The sequence below is a fragment of the Natronorubrum thiooxidans genome, assembly GCF_900156475.1.
GTDB classification, from domain to species: Archaea; Halobacteriota; Halobacteria; order Halobacteriales; family Natrialbaceae; genus Natronorubrum; species Natronorubrum thiooxidans.
Genome location: NZ_FTNR01000004.1, coordinates 188,663 through 210,771, shown reverse-complemented (window position 1 = coordinate 210,771; position 22,109 = coordinate 188,663). Strand labels below are relative to the sequence as shown.

16 protein-coding genes and 1 pseudogene are annotated in these 22,109 nt (G+C 64.5%); 7 read left to right on the top strand and 10 right to left on the bottom strand.

The annotated features are described in order from the left end of the window. Positions 1–35: 35 nt before the first annotated feature. Positions 36–590 carry a DUF5804 family protein gene (locus tag BW940_RS07745; protein ID WP_076608619.1) on the top strand — a complete coding sequence of 185 codons (555 nt, stop codon included), beginning with the start codon at positions 36–38 and terminating at the stop codon, positions 588–590. Between the two features lie 102 nt (positions 591–692). Here BW940_RS07745 and BW940_RS07740 read toward each other — a convergent pair whose 3' ends face one another. Together BW940_RS07740 and BW940_RS07735 are read right to left on the bottom strand one after the other, a co-directional pair. Beyond that, positions 693–1,382 carry a hypothetical protein gene (locus BW940_RS07740; RefSeq protein ID WP_076608618.1) on the bottom strand — a complete coding sequence of 230 codons (690 nt, stop codon included), beginning with the start codon at positions 1,380–1,382 and terminating at the stop codon, positions 693–695. A gap of 110 nt (positions 1,383–1,492) precedes the next feature. Beyond that, positions 1,493–2,467, bottom strand: a complete 975-nt coding sequence (locus tag BW940_RS07735) for a PLP-dependent cysteine synthase family protein (protein WP_076608617.1) — start codon at positions 2,465–2,467, stop codon at positions 1,493–1,495. Between the two features lie 223 nt (positions 2,468–2,690). Between BW940_RS07735 and BW940_RS07730 the strand changes: the two genes are divergently transcribed. Next, entirely contained in the window at positions 2,691–4,328 is a 1,638-nt protein-coding gene (locus BW940_RS07730; RefSeq protein ID WP_235847779.1) for a globin-coupled sensor protein, read from the top strand. Between the two features lie 74 nt (positions 4,329–4,402). Next, positions 4,403–4,774, top strand: coding sequence for a TlpA family protein disulfide reductase (locus BW940_RS07725; protein WP_076608616.1), 372 nt, complete (start codon positions 4,403–4,405; stop codon positions 4,772–4,774). A 50-nt stretch (positions 4,775–4,824) separates the two neighbouring features. Here the strand turns inward: BW940_RS07725 and BW940_RS07720 are convergent, their stop codons facing one another. The 6 genes from BW940_RS07720 to thyA form a co-directional block, all read right to left on the bottom strand. Further along, on the bottom strand, positions 4,825–7,002 hold the full coding sequence (locus BW940_RS07720; RefSeq protein WP_076608615.1) for a thioredoxin domain-containing protein: 2,178 nt from the start codon (positions 7,000–7,002) through the stop codon (positions 4,825–4,827). Between the two features lie 109 nt (positions 7,003–7,111). After that, positions 7,112–9,847, bottom strand: a complete 2,736-nt coding sequence (acnA, locus tag BW940_RS07715) for an aconitate hydratase AcnA (RefSeq protein WP_076608614.1) — start codon at positions 9,845–9,847, stop codon at positions 7,112–7,114. Between the two features lie 231 nt (positions 9,848–10,078). Continuing rightward, on the bottom strand, positions 10,079–10,693 hold the full coding sequence (locus tag BW940_RS07710; RefSeq protein WP_143823878.1) for a calcium-binding protein: 615 nt from the start codon (positions 10,691–10,693) through the stop codon (positions 10,079–10,081). Positions 10,694–11,268: 575 nt separating this feature from the next. Further along, complete coding sequence (locus BW940_RS07705) at positions 11,269–11,685, bottom strand: calcium-binding protein (RefSeq protein ID WP_076608612.1); 417 nt, start codon at positions 11,683–11,685, stop codon at positions 11,269–11,271. Positions 11,686–12,038: 353 nt separating this feature from the next. After that, positions 12,039–12,578 (bottom strand): dihydrofolate reductase, encoded by a 540-nt coding sequence (locus tag BW940_RS07700; protein ID WP_076608611.1) that lies wholly within the window; start codon positions 12,576–12,578, stop codon positions 12,039–12,041. Continuing rightward, a complete protein-coding gene (gene thyA, locus BW940_RS07695) occupies positions 12,575–13,591 on the bottom strand; it encodes a thymidylate synthase (protein WP_076608610.1) in 1,017 nt (338 codons plus the stop codon). Before thyA ends, BW940_RS07700 begins: the two co-directional genes overlap by 4 nt. A 116-nt stretch (positions 13,592–13,707) precedes the next feature. On the opposite strand from thyA, the pseudogene BW940_RS07690 reads away from it, so the two are divergent. The 4 genes and pseudogenes from BW940_RS07690 to BW940_RS07675 all read left to right on the top strand — a co-directional run bounded on the left by BW940_RS07690 (position 13,708) and on the right by BW940_RS07675 (position 20,337). Then, positions 13,708–15,270: pseudogene (locus BW940_RS07690) on the top strand (ribonuclease H-like domain-containing protein). Beyond that, positions 15,270–17,963 carry a DEAD/DEAH box helicase gene (locus BW940_RS07685; protein WP_076608609.1) on the top strand — a complete coding sequence of 898 codons (2,694 nt, stop codon included), beginning with the start codon at positions 15,270–15,272 and terminating at the stop codon, positions 17,961–17,963. Before BW940_RS07690 ends, BW940_RS07685 begins: the two are co-directional and overlap by 1 nt. Positions 17,964–18,036: 73 nt before the next feature. Beyond that, positions 18,037–19,329 (top strand): phosphoribosylamine--glycine ligase, encoded by a 1,293-nt coding sequence (gene purD / locus BW940_RS07680; RefSeq protein ID WP_076608608.1) that lies wholly within the window; start codon positions 18,037–18,039, stop codon positions 19,327–19,329. A gap of 93 nt (positions 19,330–19,422) precedes the next feature. Further along, positions 19,423–20,337 carry a CPBP family intramembrane glutamic endopeptidase gene (locus BW940_RS07675; protein WP_084776739.1) on the top strand — a complete coding sequence of 305 codons (915 nt, stop codon included), beginning with the start codon at positions 19,423–19,425 and terminating at the stop codon, positions 20,335–20,337. Here the strand turns inward: BW940_RS07675 and BW940_RS07670 are convergent. Beyond that, complete coding sequence (locus tag BW940_RS07670; protein WP_076608607.1) at positions 20,325–20,696, bottom strand: hypothetical protein; 372 nt, start codon at positions 20,694–20,696, stop codon at positions 20,325–20,327. The two genes, BW940_RS07675 and BW940_RS07670, sit on opposite strands and share 13 nt — an antisense overlap. A 56-nt stretch (positions 20,697–20,752) precedes the next feature. Beyond that, positions 20,753–22,096 (bottom strand): aminotransferase class III-fold pyridoxal phosphate-dependent enzyme, encoded by a 1,344-nt coding sequence (locus BW940_RS07665; RefSeq protein ID WP_076608606.1) that lies wholly within the window; start codon positions 22,094–22,096, stop codon positions 20,753–20,755. Between the last annotated feature and the right edge of the window lie 13 nt (positions 22,097–22,109).

The window sequence follows — 22,109 nt, the reverse complement described above, 5'->3', positions numbered from 1 at the left end:
AACCGACATTACACAGACGCACCGACCACAGAACAGTGACTCGTGTCTGTCTCATCGGGACCGACGGCTGCACTCTCCAGTACGAACTCCTCTCCCGGGAGACGTCCCGCGAGGCGCTTGCGACGTACGATCTCACGCGGCCGTTCGAGAACACGATCGCCCTTCGGACGGTCAGCGTCGGCGCTGCCGTCTCGCTGTTGAACGACCTGAACTGGTATCTCACGCGTTTCGTCGACGAGGCGCTCGTCCAGGAACCGAGCGTCAGCGACGACGAGTGGCTCTCGCGGTCACTCGCCGAACAGCTTCGAAACGGGGCTATAGAGCCCGAAGAAACGGCCGAGTTCTGCAAGATCTACGGCCTCGAGCGCGTGGGCGGGGAGGCCAACGAGGATGAGCCGGAATCGGCTGCGACGGCCGACGACGCGGACGAAGCCGACTCGAGCGAGTCGGAACACGAGCGGGTGGCGACCTGGCGGCTCGTCGAACCGCTGTACGTGCGTCGAACCGGTGGCGAACTCCCCGAGTACGATCTCAGAGACGTCGACGAGACGCTCGTCGTACGGCTCACCGAAGCCGAACACTCGCCCTGAGTGGGCTGCACTCGAGGGTTGGCACTCTTATATGTCCCACCGACGGTCAGCCAGCACACCCACAGCAGGATCGCGGTCGTACCGGTACATCAGCGCGCCGTATCAGCGGTCGTCGCGTTCACTGCCGGACGCCGATTCGCTCGCCGGATCGACAGTGAGTTTCGACCTGTGTTTTCGACCGCTGCTGTCGACGATCGTCACGGTGGCGCTGGTCACTGGCTCGCCGTCGGCCGTCGCTCGGATGAGGCGTCCCACCGTACCCAACTGGGTCGCACCCACATCACCCGCCGTCTCGCTGACGCTCGCTTCAACGACGAGCCGTGGCTCACCGTCGTCGTGTTCGAGCGTCACCGACTCGAGGACCAGTTCGTAGTCGAGCCGCGGCGCGTCGGCCTCGAGAGCGAGCAGGGCACTGTTCTCGAAGTCGGTGTCGGCGACGAACTCGAGGGGCTGGTCGTCGCGGATAGGACGCTCCTCGAGCCACTGCTCGGCGCGGTCGATGCTGCCGAAGAGCCTCGCATCGGGTGCCGTCGGCGCGTCGGCGTGGCGAAACGGGACGGTGTCGTCCCCATCGGTCGTCTCGCTGGCAGTTTGCTCGGGATCGGACCCGTTCGCGCCGCCAGCGTCGGGTTCGCTGGGTGCGTTCGAACCGTCAGCGCTGGACGCAGTGGTGTCATCCGCGTCGTTTTCGGGTGCCGACGCGTCGACATCAGCTGCGTCGAGACAGCCGGCTGAGAGGACGAACAGACCCGCAGTACCACACAGCAGCGTCCGTCTGGATGGAGATGCCATTATTCGAAACTGACACGGCACCGGATAAAAAGGAGTAGCCAAGGTGAAACCGCGATTGTTCCGTCGTGACCCGCAGTCGAGTTAGGAGAGCACCTCGCTCGAGCCGGTTCTCAGTCGAACAGCCCAGTCGAGAGATAGCGCTCGCCGCTGTCCCAGAAGACCGTCACCACGAGCGGGCAGTCGTCGGCCGGCTCGCCGCCGTCGGCTTCGGGCGGCGTCGGGTCGTCGAACGCACTCGAGGGTTCGGGACAGGTCTGGTCAGGGTCGGCGAGTTCGCGGGCGATACGCTGGGAGACGAGACTCGTCGCGCCACTCGACTGGCCGACCAGAACCCCTTCCTCGCGGGCGAGTCGGCGACACTCGTCTTCGGCGTCCTCGAGACGGGCCGTCTCGACGCGGTCGATCAGGTCGACATCGAGGTTGTCGCTGACGAAGCCGGGCCCCATTCCCTGGAAGTCGTCGTTGCCGGCCTCGCCCGTCGAGAGGACGGCGTTGCGTTCCGGTTCGACGGCGATGATCTCCATCTCGGGGAACGCCTCGCGGAGGCGGCGGCCGGTGCCCGAGAGCGTTCCACCAGTGCCGACGCCGGCGACGAACGCGTCGACCTCGCGGTCGCCAACTTGCTCGATGATCTCCTCGCCGGTCGTCTTGTAGTGGGCCTCGGGGTTCGCCGGGTTCTCGAACTGGCCGAGTTGGGTCGCACCCTCGGCCTCGAGTTCGTCGGCACGCTCTCGAGCAGCCGTCATATCGCCATCGACCAACTCGAGGTCGGCCCCGTAGGCGGCCATGATCTGGCGGCGTTCTTTGGACTTGCTCGCTGGCATGACGATCGTCAGGTCGTAGTCCCGGGCGGCACAGACCAGTGCAAGGCCGATCCCCGTGTTGCCGCTGGTCGGTTCGACGAGCCAGTCGCCCGGTTCGATCACGCCGTCGCGCTCGGCTGATCGGATCATCTGGAGGGCCGGCCGGTCTTTCGCCGAGCCGCCGGGGTTGAAGGATTCGACTTTCGCGGCGACGGTCACCCCTGCCGGCGAATCGACCCGGACGAGCGGCGAGCCGATCGTGTCCAGAATGCTTCCCTTCATTGCTGATCGCTAAACAGTCGAGACGTATACTGTTTGCTGTCCAGGAGATCCACTGTCTGATACCTGTCATCAAGCCCGTAACGCAATCGATCGGACGAAAGACCTGGAGATCGGCATTAATGGCTTTCGCACGCCGATGTAGCTGGAGCCGAAGCACTCTCGCGTCGGCACTCCCTTACTAGATGGCCAGTACGCCTTTATATACGAGGTGTCAGCAGTCAACATGGATCGATCTCAGCAGTTCGGTTCCGTGGGGCACAGCAGGGGTGTCGATGCAGGGGAACTCGTCGACCGGATTGGGCTCTCTGCGGACGAAATCGAGTGGCGAAAGCAGTTCATTGAGTTTACCGACGACGACGTCGAACGGTTACGTCGGTACGAGGAGACGCTGAACCAACGTGGCGACGACGTGGCGGAGATGTTTTACGAGAAAATTGAAGACAATCCACAAGTCCTCGAGATTCTCGATCGGTCGCCGCGAAGCATCGAACAGCTCAAATGGTCCCAGCAGATGTACCTGGTGACCCTCGCAACGGGGTCGTACGACCAGGAGTACTTCGAGAATCGTGCCCGGATCGGGAAGTTACACGATATGCTCGAGATGCCGGTGAAACACTACATCGGTCAGTACGGCGTCTACTACAATCTCCTGTTGCCGATCATCGCCGATCAGATACAGGAGGATATTTCGATGGCGATCAGGGACGCGGTCGAACGGCAGTCGGAGCTGCAAGACGACGAAGACGATAGCGGTGGTCGGCTGTCCTCCCTGCTCGGTCGTGGCGGTGACGACGACGAAGACGAGGCGTTCGACACCACGATCTCGGAACTCGAGGACGAACTCTCGGTGCGCATCGATGAGCGCATCGACGAACTCCACTCGCTGCTGAAGATCATCAACCTGGACATGCAGGTTGCGATCGACACGTACATCGACTCCTACTCCAACACAGAGGAGTTATTGAATCAACAACAGGACGTCACGAACAAGGTGTCCCACGCGCTGCAGGATATCTCCATGGCCGGCGAAGCGATCGCAACGAGCATCGACGACATCAGCCAATCCGTCACGGCACAGTCCGAACAGACCCGACAGGCGTCGTCGGAAATGCAAGATATTAGCGTCTCGATCGAGGAACTCGCGACGACGACGGACACGATCGCCGGACGTGACGATGGGCTACTGGACCGCGTCGAAAGCAGCGAGGAACACTGTGAGCAGGCGACGGAGTCAATAACCGAACTCCGAGATTCCGAACAAAACATTCACGACGAGGTCGAAGCATTCGAAGAGATAGTCGACGAGATCGACAGGCTCAACGACGAGATCGCCGACACCGCAGAGAAGACGCGCATGGTCGCGGTCAACGCGAACGTCGAATCCAAGCGGTCGGGTGACGACGGCAATTTCAACGTCGTCGCTGACCAGTTCCAGGAACTGTCCGAGCAGATGACACGCCGAACAAAGAAGATCGACGAGCGAGTCGAAACGCTCCGCAAACGAGCCGACAACACACTCGACGCGGTCGCGGAGAACCAACAACGGGTCGCCACCAGCCGACAGGAGCTTTCGGGGCTGACCGATGACCTCACCACCGTCCGCGAGAGCGCACACGGCTTTATGACGGACGTCGACGAACTCTCGGCGCTCGTCGACGCGCAGGCCTCGAACACACAGGAGATGGCAACCCGGATCGAGACGATCGACGACGAAGCACAGTCGATCAACGACGACGTCGAGACCGTCACCGGCGAGATCGAAGAGCAGTTCTCGAAAGTGGAGATGATCGAAAACGTCCTGACGGAACTGGTCAACGAAGGCCAACAGCAGACCGTCCGCTACGACGAACGGACGGTGTAGGGACACTGTTGGGCGACTCGACGAAACCCCGACGGAAACAGGACGGTTAAGCCGCCGGATACGCTACCGGGGGTATGAGTCTCGAGACCATGCAGCCAAATCCGACGTGGGACGCCGCGTCCTACGAGGCGGCTGTCGACACGCTCACAGCGCACAACGACGAACTGGTGTACACCGTCTGGGGCGGCGACTGGTGTAAGGATTGCCGAAAGCTCCTGCCCGACCTGGGCGCGGCACTCGAGGCCGCCGAGGTTCCCGACGAGCGCATCGAGGAGATCGCCCTCGATCAGGACAAGCAAGGCCCCGGTGTCGAGGAGTACGACATCGAGTACATCCCGACTGTCGTCGTCGAAACCGACGACGGCGAAGAAGTGACGCGATTCGTCGAGTCGGAGGATCTCCCGCCAGCCGTCTGGCTCGCCGAGCAACTCGACAAAAAGCTGTAACCGGTCCGAAACGGTTTCGACGCGGATTTTTCGACGCCGACGTGTCGGCGTTAGAACGGACTTTCAGGTCCGTCGCTCGTCGTTTCGTCAGTCGTGTCTGCGCTCGCCTTCTCGCCCAGCCACTCGAGAGCATCCTCGACGTCGTGGGTCGGCGGCGAGCACGTCCGATTGCGACAGACGTACAGCGTCGGTTCGCCGTCACGCGCCTCACGGCCGGCCCAGATCGCCGGCGCGTCCGTGAGCCCTAACTGCTCGAGCCACGTCTCGAGTCCGTCCTCGGTCGGCGGTCGGCGGGCGAACAGCCGGTCGGGATAGTACGTCTCAGCGACGCGGTCGCGCCACGCATCGGGCAGTTCGTCGGCGGCGACGGTGAGCTCGAGTGCGCCCGACTCGAGCCGGTCGGCGGCCAGACAGAGCGAGGCGTGCTGGAGCGGATTCGCCTCGATGCGGTTCGCGTGGGTCTCGAGGACGGTTTCGGCGATCGCCTCGAACTCCTCGTTCGCGAAGCCATCGAGTGCGAGCAGCGTTTCGACGGCGATGCCGGCCGCCGAGGGCGTCGACTGGTCGTTCAGTTCCTGTGGCCGCGTGACCAGCGACTCGCCGCTCTCGGGGGTGAAATACAACGTCCCGGCCTCGGGGTCCCAGAACTCCGCTTCGATGGTGCGAGCCAACTCGAGTGCAAAGGCGAGGTGGTCGACGTCGCCGGTGGCCTCATAACAGCCCACCGCAGCGCGCGCGAGGAACGCGTAGTCCTCGAGGTAGCCGTCGACGGCGACATCCCCGTCTTTATACCGCCGGGAGAGTCGCTTTTCGTCGGCGTCCCAGAGCCGATCGCGGACGAACTCGAGGGCGTCGACAGCGGTCTCGGCATATTCGTCGTCGCCCAGCACCAGCGCTGCCTCGGCGTAGGTCGCGATCAGCAGGCCGTTCCAGCTTGCGAGAACCTTCTCGTCGCGGTTCGGTCGTGGCCGCTGCTCGCGGGCCTCGAACAGTCGTTCGCGGGCGGCCTCGAGTCGCGTTTCGACCTCGCGCTCCTCGAGGTCGAACGCCTCGGCGAGACTCGAGATCGATTGCACGCGGTTGGGCTGGTTCTGCCCTTCGAAGTTGCCTGACTCGGTGATGTCGTAGCGCGCACAGAAGAGGTCGGCGTCAGTTTCGTCTTCGAGCACCTCAGCGACCTCGTCGGGCGTCCAGACGAAGAACGCACCTTCCTCGCGCTCGCCCGTCTCTGGATCCTCGCTCTGGGCGTCGAGCGTGCTGAAGAAGCCACCGTCGTCGTGGGTGAGTTCCCGCTCGACGAACTCGAGGGTCTCCGCAGTGACCTCGGCGTAGCGCTCTTCGCCCGTGAGCTGGTAGCCCGCAAGCAGCGCTCGCGGGATTTCGGCGTTGTCGTACAGCATCTTCTCGAAGTGAGGGACCGTCCAGTCTCGGTCGACGCAGTACCTGTGAAAACCGCCGCCAACGTGGTCGTAGAGGCCGCCGTCGACCATCGCGTCGAGGGACTCCTCGAGCACCTCGAGATACTCGCTCTGCCCCGTCCGATCGAACGCGCGGGCGAGCACGCGGAGTCTGGAGGGCTGTGGGAACTTCGGCCCGCCGGAGCCGAAGCCACCGTGCTGGCGGTCGGCGCTGCGAACGGCTGTGTCGGCTGCCGTCTCGAGGGCGTCGCTGGATGGTGGTTCGGCAGCAGCGACGGTGTCTGGTGTCTCCTCGAGTTGATCCGTCGCTGCGTCGGTCCACTGCTGGGCGCGGTTTTCGACTTCCTCGCGATCCGTCTCCCACGTCTCGGCGAGGCGCTCGAGGACGTCGAGGAAGCCGGGCTGGCCGCGTTTGGATTCTTTCGGGAAGTAGGTCCCGATGTGGAACGGTTTGCCCTCGGGCGTGAGCCACGCCGAGAGCGGCCAGCCGCCCCGGCTGGTGACGAGCTGGCAGACGGTCATGTAGATACTGTCGACGTCCGGGCGCTCCTCGCGGTCGACTTTGATCGGCACGAAGTTCTCGTTGAGCATCTCGGCGACCTCATCGTCGGCGAAACTCTCATCTTCCATGACGTGACACCAGTGACACGCCGAGTAGCCAATCGAGAGGAAGATCGGCACGTCGTGTTCTCGTGCCGTCTCGAGGGCCTGTTCGTCCCACGGCTGCCAGTTGACGGGGTTATCCGCGTGCTGGCGCAGATACGGACTCTCCTCCTCATCGAGGCGGTTCCGTGTGGTCGGAGTGGTCATACGCTCAGCTACGGATGGGAATTGTAAAAGCCCGACGTACGACCCGCTCCTGTGCCGGTATCGGCGTCAAAAAACCGCTCGCGGTGGTCCGGTGTGTCGATCGAGTCCGTTAGGCCGTCTCTTCCTGGAGCAGTTTGCGGAGCACGAGGTGGAGCACGCCACCGTTCTCGACGTACTCGACAGCCATCGGCGTGTCGACCTGTGCGGTCACGTCGAACTCGGTGGTCTCGCCGTCATCGTCCTCGGCGGTGACGGTTAGCACGGCGTTCGGCTCAAGGCCGTCCTCGAGACCCTCGATGGAGTAGTGCTCGTCGCCCTCGAGGCCGAGCTCTTCCCAGCCCTCGCCGTCCTGGAACTGCAGGGGCAGGACGCCCATGCCGATGAGGTTGTCACGGTAGATGCGCTCGTAGCTCTTGCCGATGGTCGCGCGGATACCGAGCAGGTCGGTTCCTTTCGCGGCCCAGTCACGGCTCGAGCCGGTTCCGAGTTCCTCGCCGGCCATGACGATCAGCGGCGTCTCCTCCTCGCGGTAGCGCTCGGAGGCTTCGAAGACGGTGGTCTCCTCGCCGGTTGGGTGGTGGATCGTGTAGCCACCCTCCTTGCCGTCGAGCAGTTCGTTTTTGATGCGGACGTTCGCGAAGGTGCCACGCATCATGACTTCGTGGTTCCCACGACGGGAGCCGTACGTGTTGAACGCGTACGGTTCGACGCCGCGCTCTTTGAGCCACTGGCCGGCGGGCAGGTCCTCGCTAAACGGCCCCGCAGGGCTGATGTGGTCGGTCGTGACGGTGTCACCGAGGGTCAACAGCGCGCGTGCGCCCTCGACGTTGTCGACGCCGGGTTCCTCGAGCGGGAAGTCCTGGAAGAACGGTGGCTCGCGGATGTACGTCGACTCTGGGTCCCAGTCGTAGACCTCGCCGGTTGGCGCGTCGAGTGCCTCCCAGCGCTCGTCGCCCTCATAGATGCTCGAGTATTTTTCCTCGAACATGTCGGGGGAGACGCTCTCGTGGATCGTCTGTCGGACTTCCTCGGTGTCCGGCCAGATGTCCTCGAGGAAGACCGGCTCGCCCTCGTCGTTCGTGCCGATTGGCTCCTCTTCGAGGTCGATGTCCATGCGACCTGCGAGGCCGTAGGCGACGACCAGCGGCGGGCTGGCGAGGTAGTTGGCCTTGATTTTCGGGTGGATGCGGGCTTCGAAGTTCCGGTTGCCCGAGAGGACGCTCGTCGTCCAGAGATCGTGCTCGTCGATGGCTGCCTCGACTGGCTCCGGCAGTGGGCCGGCGTTCCCGATACAGGTCGTACAGCCGTAGCCGACGACGTGGTAGCCGAGCTCTTCGAGGTCGTCGAGCAGTTCTGCACGCTCGAGATACTCCGTGACGACGCGGCTGCCAGGTGCGAGGCTCGTCTTGACGTACTCGGGCACTTCGAGACCCTGCTCGGCGGCGTTGCGTGCGAGCAGGCCGGCCGCGACCATCACGGACGGGTTCGAGGTGTTCGTACAGGACGTGATCGCGCTGACGAGGATGTCGCCGTGACCGATCTCGATCTCGGTGCCGTCCTCGAGTTCGATGGGGACCTTCTCGTCGAGCGATGGCGTCTGCTCGGCGACGAGGCCGCCGTCGCTTTCAGCAGCGCCCGATGGGAGAACACCCTGCTCTTCGAGCAGCGTTGGGAAGTGTTCGTCCAGGTTGCCCATTGGGATGCGGGCGTGGGGCTTCTTGTGGCCGGCAAGGCTTGGTTCGACTTCGCCGAGGTCGAAGTCGACGACCTCGGTGAACTCTGGGTCCTGCTTGCCGAAGAGGCCCTGTGCCTCTAAGTACTCGCGAACGAGGTCGATATGGTCCTCGTCGCGACCCGTGAGTTCGAGGTACTCGAGGGTCTTCTCGTCGACGGGGAACATACTGATCGTCGAGCCCTGTTCGGGGGCCATGTTCGAGATGGTCGCACGGTCTGCGACCGACAGCTCGGCAACGCCGGGGCCGAAGAACTCGACGAACTTGTCGACGACGCCGACCTGGCGCAGCTTTTCGGTGATGTGGAGCACGAGGTCAGTCGCGGTTGCGCCGTCTGGGAGTTCACCCGACAGGCGGACACCGACGACTTCCGGCAGGCTCATGTTGATTGGCTGGCCGAGCAGTGCGGCCTCGGCTTCGATGCCACCGACACCCCAGCCGACGACACCGATGCCGCCGATCATTGGGGTGTGGCTGTCCGTGCCAACGAGCGTGTCGGGGACGAGCCACTGCTCGCCGTCGACTTCGCGCTCGTGGACGACGCGGCCGAGGTGCTCGAGGTTGACCTGGTGGACAATCCCGGTTCCTGGGGGCACCACGTTGAACTCGTCGAACGCCTGCTGGGCCCACTTGATCGCGCGGTAGCGCTCTTCGTTGCGCTCGTACTCGATCTCGACGTTTTTCTCGTAGGCGTCCGAGGTGCCGAAGTGGTCGACCTGCACGCTGTGGTCGATCACGAGGTCACAGGGGACTTCGGGCTCGACAACCGTCGGGTCGACGCCCTTGCGGTCGGCCGCAGAGCGAAGTGCCGCGAGGTCGACGACTGCGGGCACACCAGTCAGGTCCTGCAGGACGACACGCGACACCGTAAACGGAACCTCGGCGTCCGGCACGTCGGGTTCCCACGACGCCGCTGCGCGGATCGAATCGGCGTCGATCTGGTCGCCGTCTGCGTTTCGCAGCACCGACTCGAGCAGAATCCGGATGCTCACCGGCAGTTTCTCGAGGTCACAGAGGCCTTCCTCCTCGAGGACCGTCAAGTCGGCCATCTTGTACGTCTCGCCGTCGTGTTCGAACTCCCGGATCGCATCCGAGAACGAATCCATTGCCATACACAGCTTTCGAACGGGGGGGATTTCAATCTCCCGAGACACATCTGTAAAACCATTATATACCCTCCGTGAGTCGTAATGGCACGATCTCGGGACGAACGGCAACGAAAACGACAGCGCGGCGTCTCGTCTCCGGTCGATGATTGTGACAGCTATCAGATCAGTTGCGATCGGTCAGTGACCGTCCGCGATCAAAAAAACAGCTCGTTGGGTCGCGATCGTGGTGTCGCGTTAGTTGCCGGCTCCGTTACCGCCGTCGTCGGCACCGCCGTTGCCGCCACCGTTACCGCCGGCATCCGCGCCGCCGTTACCGCCCGCGCCAGCTCCGTCTTCTTCCTCGTCCATCGGTTCCTCCTCGGCCATCTCTTCTTCGTCGCCGTTACCGTTGGTGTCGCCCCCGTTGCCGGACGCACCGGGCGTGGCCTCGATCAGATCGAGCTGGGGGTCGCGGAACTCGCCGTCGTCGCCCATCGTCTCGCTGTCACCGGCACTGAGGCTGACATCCTCGGTGAACAGGAAGCCCCACGTCGGGGCGTCCGTGCCGAGGTCGTAATTGATGATGTAGGCGTCCCAGTCGTCTGGGTCGTCGAATATGTCGTCTTCCGACCCGGATTCCGCGAGCAGATCCTCTTTCGTCGAGGTGTTCAGCGCCGAAACCACGTCGAAATCGATGCCAGGCTGGTAGTCGTCTGCGTACACGAGCACCGTCCCGTCACTGTCCTCCTGGGCGGCCGCGGTTCCCGACGTCGCGCTCGCGCCGAGGGCAACCGCCGTCGTGGCGAGCGCCCCTTTCTTCATGAACGATCGCCTCGAGTCGTCGAATAGTCCGCTATTGTTGTCTGTCATGTCTCTCACCTGAATTCCCCTGCTTGGGGTAGACAGTTCTTGACCCAATTTTCGCATAAGTGACTGCCATTGTTTCACCGTCTAAGACGGGCTGAAATCACTCAAGAAGTGTATTATGCGTCTATACCGCCGTGTTTCGACAGTTTGCGGGATCACGGTGAAGAGCTATCAGCAATGATTGTTTATCGATCGAAGCGGAGGCAGAGCGGACGTGTTGGCCCCGATTAAAACATGTCGTTACTCGAGAGTGCGACCGAGCTCGCTTGCCACACCGAGACGTCCGCCTGAACCTGCGATTCCGAGGCTTCAGCCGTTCGTTCGTACCGAGAGAGGGTCAGAGCTGTCCAGATCGGGACTCATCATACAGCAAAACAAACGATTTCCTCGAACTTTCAGCCGGAAAATCAGCACGCAGAACCGGTCACAATCCGCGACTCTCTACAGCGATGGCCAATCTCGTGACGCGGAAGGCCGGGGCCGTTCGACGGCAGTCGACTATCGAGTGCGGGCTGACCCGAGCGAGACGACCGAACAGATCGGCGAGAAAGACGGTCCTCGAGTGAGTTCGTGTGGAACTACAAACTGGCTTCGACGAGATCCAGCTGCGTATCGCGGAACTCACCGTCGTCACCCATCGTCTCGCTATCGCCAGCGCTGAGGTCGGCATCCTCGGTAAACAGAACGCCCCACGTCGGGGCGTCCGAGCCGAGATCGTAGCTGATGATGTAGGCGTCCCAGTCGTCCGGGTCGTCGAACACGTCGTCCGCCGAGCCGGAGTCGTCGATTAGATCCTCTTTCGTCGCCGTTTCGAGCGCCGATATTACTTCGAAGTCGACGCCGGGGTAATAGTTGTCGCCGTACACGAGCACTGTGTCGTCCTCCTGTGCGGTGGCCGCGCTTGCGCCGAGGGCGACCGCCGTCGTGGCGAGTGCGCCTTTCTTCAAGGAGGACCGTCTCGAGTCGTCGAACAGTCCGCTATTGGTATCTGTCATGTTTCTCACTTGCCCCCGCTACTCGGGGTAGGCGCCTCTTGACCCGATTTTCGCATAAGTGAGCCCCATTGTTTCATCGTCTAAGACGAACTGTACTCGACAAGCGGTGGCGAAGCGACCAGTTCGCGAGGGATCGATGCTTGACCTGCTGGCGAGCGAGAACCCCCGCTGGACGACCCGATTCGCCGATGGAGCGTGGCCTTCGTGTCTCGGGTAATTCTCACGGTGAGGCACAAAACGAACCATTGTGTCGCCGTGAACAGGACAGAAATGACCACAGGCGAAGAGTCGAAAGCCGATCAGACAGCCTCGAAACGGTCGTCAACTGGCCGAACGACGCGCCGTCCGTGGGCTCAGTCCATACGCTCTCGTCGTGCGTACTCGACGAACGCGAATCCGTCGCGTTCGTCCCGCCAGACTTCGCGGAACGACTCGCGGCCCCACGTCGGGAATCGCGTGTCGCCGTCGGGGTCGTCGTGAACTTCGGTGACGACCAGTCGGTCGAGTGCGGACAAGAACTGCTCGTACACCGTCGCACCGCCGGCGACGAACACACGATCGGTGTCGTGGCGCTCGCGGGCCGCGCGCTCGGCCGCCTCGAGTGCGGCCTCGAGGTCGGTCGCGACGACGGCGTTCTCGGGCGTCTCGAGGTCCCGACTCGTCAGGACGATCGTCGTCCGACCCGGCAGCGGTTCGCCAAGCGCCTCGAGGATGCCCTCGTAGGTGACCCGGCCCATGATGACCGGGTGGTCTATTGTCGTCTTCTTGAAATGCTGCAAGTCCGCGGGGATGTGCCAGGGCATGTCGCCATCCTTGCCGATGACGTCGTTGTCCGCGACGGCGACGATGCCGACGAGTTCGCAGTCGGGCTCGAGGTCGCGCTCGTCGCTCATTCGGCCACCGAAAACGTGAGCCCGTCGTGGCAGTCGTAATCCTGCAATTCGACGTCCTCGTAGGCCAGGTCGTCGATCGACGCGTCACCGATCTCGAGCGTCGGGCGCTCGAGTGGCTCTCGGGACAGTTGCTCGAGCAGGCCGGGGACGTGGTCGAGTCGCTCGTCACCCTCGGCCTCGGCGGGCGCGTTGGTCTCGAGCCACTCGCGGACGGCGAGATAGTCCGCACGCTCGTCGGCGTCGGCCAGGCGAGACTGCAGCGCCTCGAGGTTGTCCGCGTACCACTCCCCGCGCGCGCCGCGGCCGCAGTAGACGTGGGCGTCGACGACCGTGTGGGCAAAGGTTCCGGGTTCGAAGCCCGTCTGCTGGGCGACGACCTTCGTCAGGAGCGCGTAGGCCGCGATATTGAACGGAATCCCCAGTGCGGTATCACCGGAGCGCTGGGTGAGATGGCAGTTCAGCCGGTCGCCCTGCACGTTGAAGACGAACGAGTAGTGACACGGCGGCAGCGTCGAGACAGCCGCGTTCGCGGGGTGCCAGGCGTTGACGACGAGTCGACGCGAGTTCGGGCTGTCCGAGAGGGTGTCGACGACGTACTGGAGCTGGTCGAAGGTCTTCCGCCCGTCTTCCTCCCCGGTGACCCAGCGGTGGGCCTCGTCGGGCCACGTTTCGCCCTCGAGTTGGGCGTCATCCTCGGGAATCGGATACCGTCGCCAGAACCGGCCGTAGGCGGTGTCGAGTCGGCCCTCTTCGTCGGCCCACGCGTCCCAGATCTTGGTCTCTTCACGGAGGTTTGTGACGTGTTCCTCGCCGGAGAGATACCAGCACACCTCGTGGAGCATCGAGTTCCAGCGGTAGCCATCCATTTGCTTGGTCGTCAGCAGGGGGTACCCCTCCTGAAGATCGACCTCGTAGTGCTCGCTGAACGACGAGATTGTGTCGACGCCGGTCCGGTTCGGCTTGTAGGTGCCCTCCGAGAGGACCGTGTCGACGAGCTCGAGGTACTGTTGCATTAGCCTTTCATTTGGAACGGGCATACATATGCGTTCGAGTTCTCGGTCGCTCGGGCCGCTTCACTTTCACTCCGCTGTCCAAACCCTCTTTGGTCCTGCCCGCCTCCCGACGACCGATGACCGCTCGAGCCGACGTGTCGCTGCTTGCTCTCCCACCGTCGGCGCTCATCAACCGACCAGTCGAGACGCTCGCGGACGTCGACGCGACCCTCGAGCCGGACGCCGTCTGGGTGCTCGGCCCCGACCGGGAGCCACAGGCGTTCGCCCGCGCGCGGCGGGTGTTCGACGCGCCGACGTTCCATCCGCCGCTCGAGACCGGCGACGGGCCGCTGTCCCGACAGCAGTTCGGGAGCGACGATTTCGAGATCGCAGTCAGCCACGGACGCAGAGCGCTGCAGGCCGAGCCATCGGCCGTCTCGAGTGCGCTCACAGAGTCGACCGACGTTGTCGCGCTCGTCTGTGACGACGTCGCCACGAGCGTGCGACCGACGACGCTCGAGACGAGCCTCGAGGGGGCGGCCACCCTCGCCGCGGCGTTGCCGACCGGCCGCGTGACGACGCTGCTGACGGGGAGCGAGCCGGCCGGCTACGACGAACTGTGGCACCTCGAGGCTGACACGGGTGTCGTCCGCGCCGTCGATCACGAGCCCGAAGTGGCCTGTTCCCCGGCCGGCGACGACTGCGTCTCCGTCCGCGTTCGGGGTGGCGGCCCCGTCGAGGGCTACGGTAGCGACCGCTCGATCGCGAAACTGGCGCTGTCCGCCGACGGTATCGAGGGCGTGGAGACGTACTCGGTGACGGACTTCGGCCTCGAGGCCGTCTCCGGCATTGGCCCGAAGACTGCGACTCGCCTCGCCGAACGCGGCGTGACTACACGCGACGAGTTGCTCGAGCTCCCCCTCGAAACGCTGGCCGAACTTCCCGGCGTAGGCCGCGACCGTGCGCGGACGATCCACCAACACGCCACGGTTCTCGAGACGGGCGAGCCGCGCCGACGCACCGACGAGCCGCTCCCGGGCGAGCGCTGGTCGACGCCGCCGCTGTGTCTCGACATCGAAACCGACGGGCTCTCGCCGACGATCATCTGGCAGATCGGCGTCTACGACCCCGTAACCGACACCTATCGAGCGTTCGTCGAACGCGACGAGCCGAGCAATCCGGGACCGGTGCTCGAGGCCTTCTGTGACTGGCTGCTCGGGATCCACCCCGACAGGGCGCTGCTCACCTGGAACGGCTGACGGTTCGACTACCGCCACCTCGGCTCGTTTATCGCCAGATACGTCCCCTACTACGTCGACGACTGGGAGTCGATCCCGACGTTCGACCTCTACGCCTGGGCCGTCCATAACGAGCACGCGATCCTCCCCGGGCGGACGAACGAACTCGCCGTCGTCGCCGACGCGCTCGGCTACGAGGGGGCGGCGACCGGCCTCGACGGAGCGCAGACGGCCGCGGCGTACCAGCGATTCATGCGAACCGGAGAGCCACTCGAGTGGGACCGCCACGAGGCCTACTGCGAGGACGACTGCCGGGCGCTGTGGCACGTCTACGAGCGACTGCGGGACGCGGCAGCCACCTCGAGCGACGATGCGACGGGTTCTGGTACGACGGCGCACGCGACGCGGGACGACGCGAACGAGACGGCAGACAGCGAACAAACCGGACTGGGTGACTTTTGATGCACGAGACCGACGACACGCGAGGCGACGAGCGGGCGACGATCCCGATCACCGGCGACGAGTTGCTCGAGACGTTTCCACGGTATCACGACCCGAACGACGTCACGCGCCTCGAGCTCCCGGGTCGAGAGGCTGTGACGGTCCCGAACGGGGACGTACTCCGTCCCGAACTCGCGGCCCCGCTCGAGAACGACCTCTACACACACCAGGCCGACGCCCTCGAGGCGCTCGCACGCGACGAGAACGTCTGTGTCGCCACGAGTACGTCCTCCGGGAAAACTCGAATTTACGCCCTCCAGATCGCCCGTAACGTCCTCGAGGCCCGGGCCCGCGGCGAGGACGCCACGGCGTACGTCCTCTATCCGACGAAAGCGCTCTCTCGAGATCAGGAGCGGGAACTGAACGATTTCTTCGACGCCCTCGGCCTCGAGATTTCGGTTCGGGTCTACGACGGCGACACCGAACGAGGCCAGACGCGACGACGGATTCGCGAGGAGGCCGACGTCATCATCTCGAACTTCGCTGGCGTGAACACGTACCTCCACGACCACGACCGCTGGGCGCGCTTTCTCTCGGCCTGCGAGCTGGTGGTGATCGACGAATCGCACACCTACACCGGCGTCCACGGCATGCACGTCGCCTGGATCGTTCGCCGGCTGAAACGAGTTCTTACCTACTACGACGCCGACCCGCGCTATGTCCTCACAAGCGCGACGATCGGCAACCCCGGCGCGCACTCGCGGGCACTGCTCGACGAGCCGGTGACCGTCGTCGACGAGGACGGCTCGCCGACGGGGCCGCGGGAGCTGGTGCTCTGGAACCCGCCGCCGCGTGCGCGCGAGGGGACAGGCGACGGACGGGATCCGTCCGGCGAGGTTGACAAGACACCGGATGGCGATGCCGACGACACGGTCGTCGAACGCGTCCCGGCCACCGTCGAGGCCCCGAAGCTGCTCTCGCATTTGACCTACCACGACGCCCAGACGCTGCTGTTTACCCCCTCGAGAAAGCTCGCCGAACTCTCGGTCAAGCGCGCGTCGAAACATCGGCGGGATCGCAGCCGGTACTACACGAACCCCGAACGCGGCGCCGCCATCGAACCCTACCACGCTGGCCACTCCCGGCGGAATCGCCACGGCACCGAACACCAGCTCAAAACGGGCGTCCTCGACGGGGTAGCCTCGACCAACGCCCTCGAGTTGGGGATCAACGTCGGCGAGATGGACGCGACGGTCCAACTCGGCTATCCCGGCCAGCGCCAGTCGTTCTGGCAGCAGATCGGCCGAGCCGGGCGGGGAACCAACCGTGCGCTCTCGGTGCTCGTCGCCGAACACCGCACGCTCGATCAGTACATCGCCGCAAACCCCGCCTATCTGCTCGAGACCGACGTCGAGGACGCCGTCGTCGATATCGACAACGACGCGGTTTTCGCCCAGCACTTGCTGTGTGCGGCCGACGAACTCGCACTCGAGGCCGACGACGCTGGGACGTTCGTCGAGCGCGACCGACTCGAGCGGGCCGTCGAGATGTGGCGACGCGCCGGCCGACTCATCGGGTCGCTCGAGACGGGGGTCTCGTACACTGGCCCGCCCCGACCACAGGGCTCGATTTCGCTGTATTCGACGACCGGCGAGGAGTACGAGGTGCGACTCGCCGACGGTGTCGACGACGAACACGATCCGGAGATGGAGCCGCTGGCGAAAGAACGGGTCCTGCGGGACTTCCACGAGGGTGCGGTGCGGCTCCACCAGGGTCAGCAGTACGAAGTAACCGCGGTCGAGCACGGTTCGCCGCGGCCGTCGGTAACGCTTCGGCCGACGGACGTCGACTACTACACGCGCACGCGGACGGACGTGACGGTGCTCGACGCCGTCTCCGAGCGGTCCCGCGAGATCGGCGACTTTACGTTGCACTTCGGTCGCGGCCGGGTGCTGGTCTATCACGGCACCTACGACGAGGTCGCGATCCACGGCGGGAAACAGAAGGCCCAATCGATCCCGACTGACAATCCGCCGCTGTCGATGGACACCCAGCTCTGCTGGCTCGAGGTTCCCCAGCGCGTCGAGACGGCGCTGATCGAGAAGTACCGCGATTTTTCCCTGCCCGACCTCGAGGACGGCCTCGCGGAAACGGCCCACCTCGGCTACGCGGGCGGGCTTCACGCGGCCGAACACGCCACGATCGGCGTCGCCCCGCTCGAGTTGCTGGTCGACAAACGCGACCTCGGCGGGCTCGCGACGCTGACGATCGACTCGCATCTCGAGCACGACACCGACGGCCGGGATCGGGACACCGACGGAACGGCGGGGGCTGCGCCCCAGAATATCGCCGCCGCGGAGGCGACCGTCAGGGAGATCGCCAGCGGCCTCGAGCGCGAGCCTGCGAGCGGCTGGTTCATCTACGACGGCATCGACGGCGGACTCGGCTTTTCGCGGGCGATCTATGAGGAGTTCGAGGCCGTCGCCCGGCGGGCGCGCGAACTCATCGCGGGCTGTGACTGTAACTCCATCGGGGGCTGTCCCGCCTGTGTGATGGATGACCAGTGTGGCAACGACAATCAGCCGCTGCACCGCGACGCCGCGGTGGACGTGTTAGACCAGTTGCTCGGGAACACGGAGGACGGGACGCTCGAGGCATACCGGCCGGACGACGAGTACGGCGGTGAGCGACGACCGCCGCTGTTTTATTCCTGATACCCACAGGCGTGCACATCTTCGGCTCGAACAAAGAGCAACGTTTACAGGTTCGTGCGTTCCGCTATCGACCATGCGAGAGAACGTACTCCTGATCGGCGGCGGTGGCCGCGAGCACGCCATCGCTCGCGCACTCGAGGACAGTGAAGCCGACCTCTATGCCTGTGCGGGCAACAAAAACCCGGGCATCGCCCGGATCGCGGCCGGGTTCGAGACGCTCGAGACGACCGACCCGGACGCAGTCGTCGACTACGCCGAGACCGTCGAGGCGACGATCGCCGTCGTCGGCCCCGAGGCACCCCTCGACGCCGGTGTCGCAGACGCACTCGAGGACGCGGGCATCTACGCGTTCGGGCCGAAAGCCGACGACGCCCGAATCGAGACGGACAAGGCGTTCCAGCGCCGCTTTATGGCGGAAAACGACATCCCCGGCTGTCCGGACTTCGAGACGTTCGACGACATGGACGCCGCCTGCGACTTTATCGACGAGTACGATGGCGACCTGGCAATCAAACCCGCCGGTCTCACGGGCGGCAAGGGCGTCAAAGTCATCGGCGACCAGGTTACCCCCGAGGAGGGCAAGGAGTACATCCGCGACTCCGATTACGATCGGATCGTCCTCGAGGAACGCCTGATCGGCGAGGAAGTGACGATTCAAGCCTTCGTCGCCAACGGCGCGTTCGAGACGGCCCCCGCAGTACAGGACCACAAACGCGCCTACGAGGGCGACGAGGGACCGAACACGGGCGGCATGGGCAGCTACTCCGACGCGACTGCTGCACTGCCGTTCATGACCGAGGACGACTACGAGGAGGCCGTCTCGATCATCGAGGCCACCGTCGACGCCTTGGACGATTATCGCGGTATCCTCTACGGCCAGTTCATGCTCACGAGCGAGGGGCCGAAGGTCATCGAGTTCAACGCCCGCTTTGGCGACCCCGAAGCGATGAACACGCTGCCCGTCCTCGAGACGGAGTTCCTCGACGTGCTTACGGCTGCGCGTGACGGCGAGGCCCCGCCAGAACTCGACTTTGCCTCCCAGGCGACGGTCTGTAAGTACGCCGTGCCAGAGGGGTACCCGACGGACCCCGAAGCCGGTGCGAAAGTTCAGGTTGATGAAGAGAGCGCGGGTGATGCTCTGCTGTACTACGCCAGCGTCGACGAGCGTGACGACGGTATTTATACGACGACCTCCCGCTCGTTCGCCGTCGTCGGCGTCGCCGACTCGATCAGCGAAGCCGAGGCGATCGCCGAGGACGCACTCGCCGTCGCCGGCGACGAGGGACTGCACATGCGCCACGACATCGGGAAAGTCGACCTCGTCCAGCGCCGTATCGACCACATGAACGAGCTTCGCGGCGAGTAACGCCGTCGCTGCGTTCTGTCAGTCCTGTTCTCGTTCCCAGTCCGTGAGATCGAGTGTGCGCCTTCATCGTTTCAGCGAGTCATAACGTTCAGTATGGACGCCACGTCACGATCGACAGCCCGGACACGAGTGCGCCGGGCGCTCGAGCGCTCGCAGCCGTGGGCCTTTCCAACACTGTATCTGGGCTGGGCGTACCTGTGCTGGCTCCCGATCGTCGCCTCCGGCGAGTCAGTCTGGTCGACCCCGAACGTCGGCCTGTTCCTCGTCGGCGGGCTGAGTCCGTTGCTCGCGGGACTCGGCCTGCTGTGGCTCGAGGCCGGCCGCGCGGGCTTCGCTTCGCTGTGGCGACGGCTGACCGATCGCGATCGCATCGCGCCCCGCTGGTGGCTGGTGATCGGCTGCTTCTATCCCGCGTTCAATCTGGCCGTTGCCGGTATCGCGCTTGTGACGGGGGTTTCGTCGCCGCTCGAGGTCATCACAGTCAGTCGACTGGTCGATCCGACAGCGGTCGTCCTACTCGTCGCTGTCGCGCTCGTCTTCCCGACAATCGAGGAGATCGGGCTTCGGGGCTACTGGTTCGATCAGCTACAGGCGCGCTGGAGCGCGCTGGTGGCGAGTCTGATTCTCGGGAGCGTGTGGGCGGCGTGGCACGTGCCGCTTGTCTACATGGCTGGCTACTACGAGGGGACGACCTTCGATCCCGAGCTGTGGTGGTGGCTCCCGAGTATTGTCCTCACCGCGATCATCGGCACGTGGGTCTACAACAACACGGAGCGGAGCGTCCTCGCCGTGATCGGACTCCACTTCGCCGGCAACCTCACCGGCGAGACGCTCGGCTTCAGTCCGGAGCTGTATCCGTACGCCCACGTCGGAACTGCCCTCGTGGCGCTCGTGCTGGTCGTCGGCTGGAGTCCGCGCTCGCTTCGCGGGTGGGAACGGCCGCGTCCCGTCGCGACGGACGGCGAGAGGGGAGCGTCGACCGGGCGCTCTCGTGCTCACTCCGAGTGATCCGAAGCGCTCGGTCCGTTTCCATCAGCCGTGAACGCGTCAGTTTTCTCGCTCACCGACGACTGGATATCGCTCATATCGACGTTCGAGCGCAGTTGCTCTGTGTCGATGACCTCGTCGAGCGTCCCGGTGTCGGTCACGGCCTGTAGTCCTCCTTGATCGATCGCAGCCTCGAGCGAGTCAGCGTTGATGGCCGCGCCGAGTGAGTCCTCGTCGGCGTTCGTCGCTGACTGGAGGGCTCGGCGAACGGCGACGTAGCCTGCCAGTGCGATCCCGCCTGACGCGATTGCGCCCGGAACGCCGTAGCGTTTGTAGCCGAACATCACTGCTTTTTTGCCGACTGTAAGTGCCCCAATCATCGTATTCCGGGTTGACTCGGACGAGAGAAGAGGATGGGGCCTTCGTACGACGACAGTCAGAAATCCGACGGTGTGACCGCCTCGATCGACTCGACGAGCAACCGCACGCCAAGTTCGATCTCCCGCTCCGTGACGTCCAGCGGTGGCAACAGTCGCAACGTCTTGTACCCACAGCCAAGCGTCAACAGGCCCCGCGAGAACGCCGCCTTGAGGACCGCATCACGGCGCGCGTTGGTGTCGAACTCGACGGCGAGCATCAGCCCGCGACCGCGAACGTCGACGATCGACTCGGACTCGAGTTCCTCGAGTCGGTCGCGGAGATGCCGGCCCCGGGTTCGGACGTTCGCGAGGAGATTCTGTTCGTGAATGATATCGATCGTCAACACACCCTGCATCGCGGCGAGCAGATCGCCAGCCCCCCACGTCGAGGAGAGTCGACCCTGCTCCGTCGGGAACAGGTCCGACCGGGCGATTGTCGCGCCGACGCGCAAGCCCTTCGCGCTGGTGATGACGTCCGGAGTGAGCTCGAGGTGATCGATCGCCCATAGCTCGCCCGTTCGGCCGAGGCCGGACTGGATCTCGTCGGCGATGATTCGGAGGTCGTAACGCTCGCGCAGCGCCTCGAGGTCGCGGGCGAACTCGGGGTGGGCGACGCGGTAGCCACCTTCGCCCTGAATCGGCTCGAGGATGAGAAAGGCGATCTCGTCGGGGTCGACGGTACCGCGGTCGGGGTGAAGCCTGTCGGCGACGACGTTGCCGCCGGGGCCGTCGGTCAGCCAGCGGCGCTCGTACTCGTCTTGTGTCGCGGGGTAGGGGAGACTGATCACGCCGGGAACTTCGGGAAAGCCACGTCGATGGGCGGTCTTCGATCGGTTGAGCGAAAGCGCGCCGAGCGTGCGGCCGTGGAAGGCTCCCTCGAAGGTGAACGCGCGGTGGCCGCCCGCGGCATAGCAGATCTTGATGGCGTTCTCGACGGCCTCAGCGCCGGAGTTCGAGAGGAAGACGCGGTCCATTCCGTAGTGATTCGTCATCGCGACCAGTCGGTCCATCAACTGCGTTGGGCCGGGGATATCAGGGTCCTCAGGTGGTCCACTGCCGCTGACGTAGAAGTCCTGGCCAGCGATCTTCAGCGGATCGACGAGGTCGAACGCGCGGAGTTTCTCGCGCAGGGCGGGATTGTTGTAGCCAAGGGGTGCGGCGGCGACGTGACTCGTGAAATCGAGCAAGACGTTGCCGTCAACGTCGGTGCAGAACGGCCCGATCGCGTCCGCGCCGACGTCCCAGACGAACTCGTAGACGTACGTACTCGGGGCAGCGAACTGGTGGTGGTAGTCGACCCACCGTCTGGCTCGCTCGCCCGGAATCGTCTCGACGTCGGGTTCGACCGTGGCGCGGTCCATGTTGTATGATAGC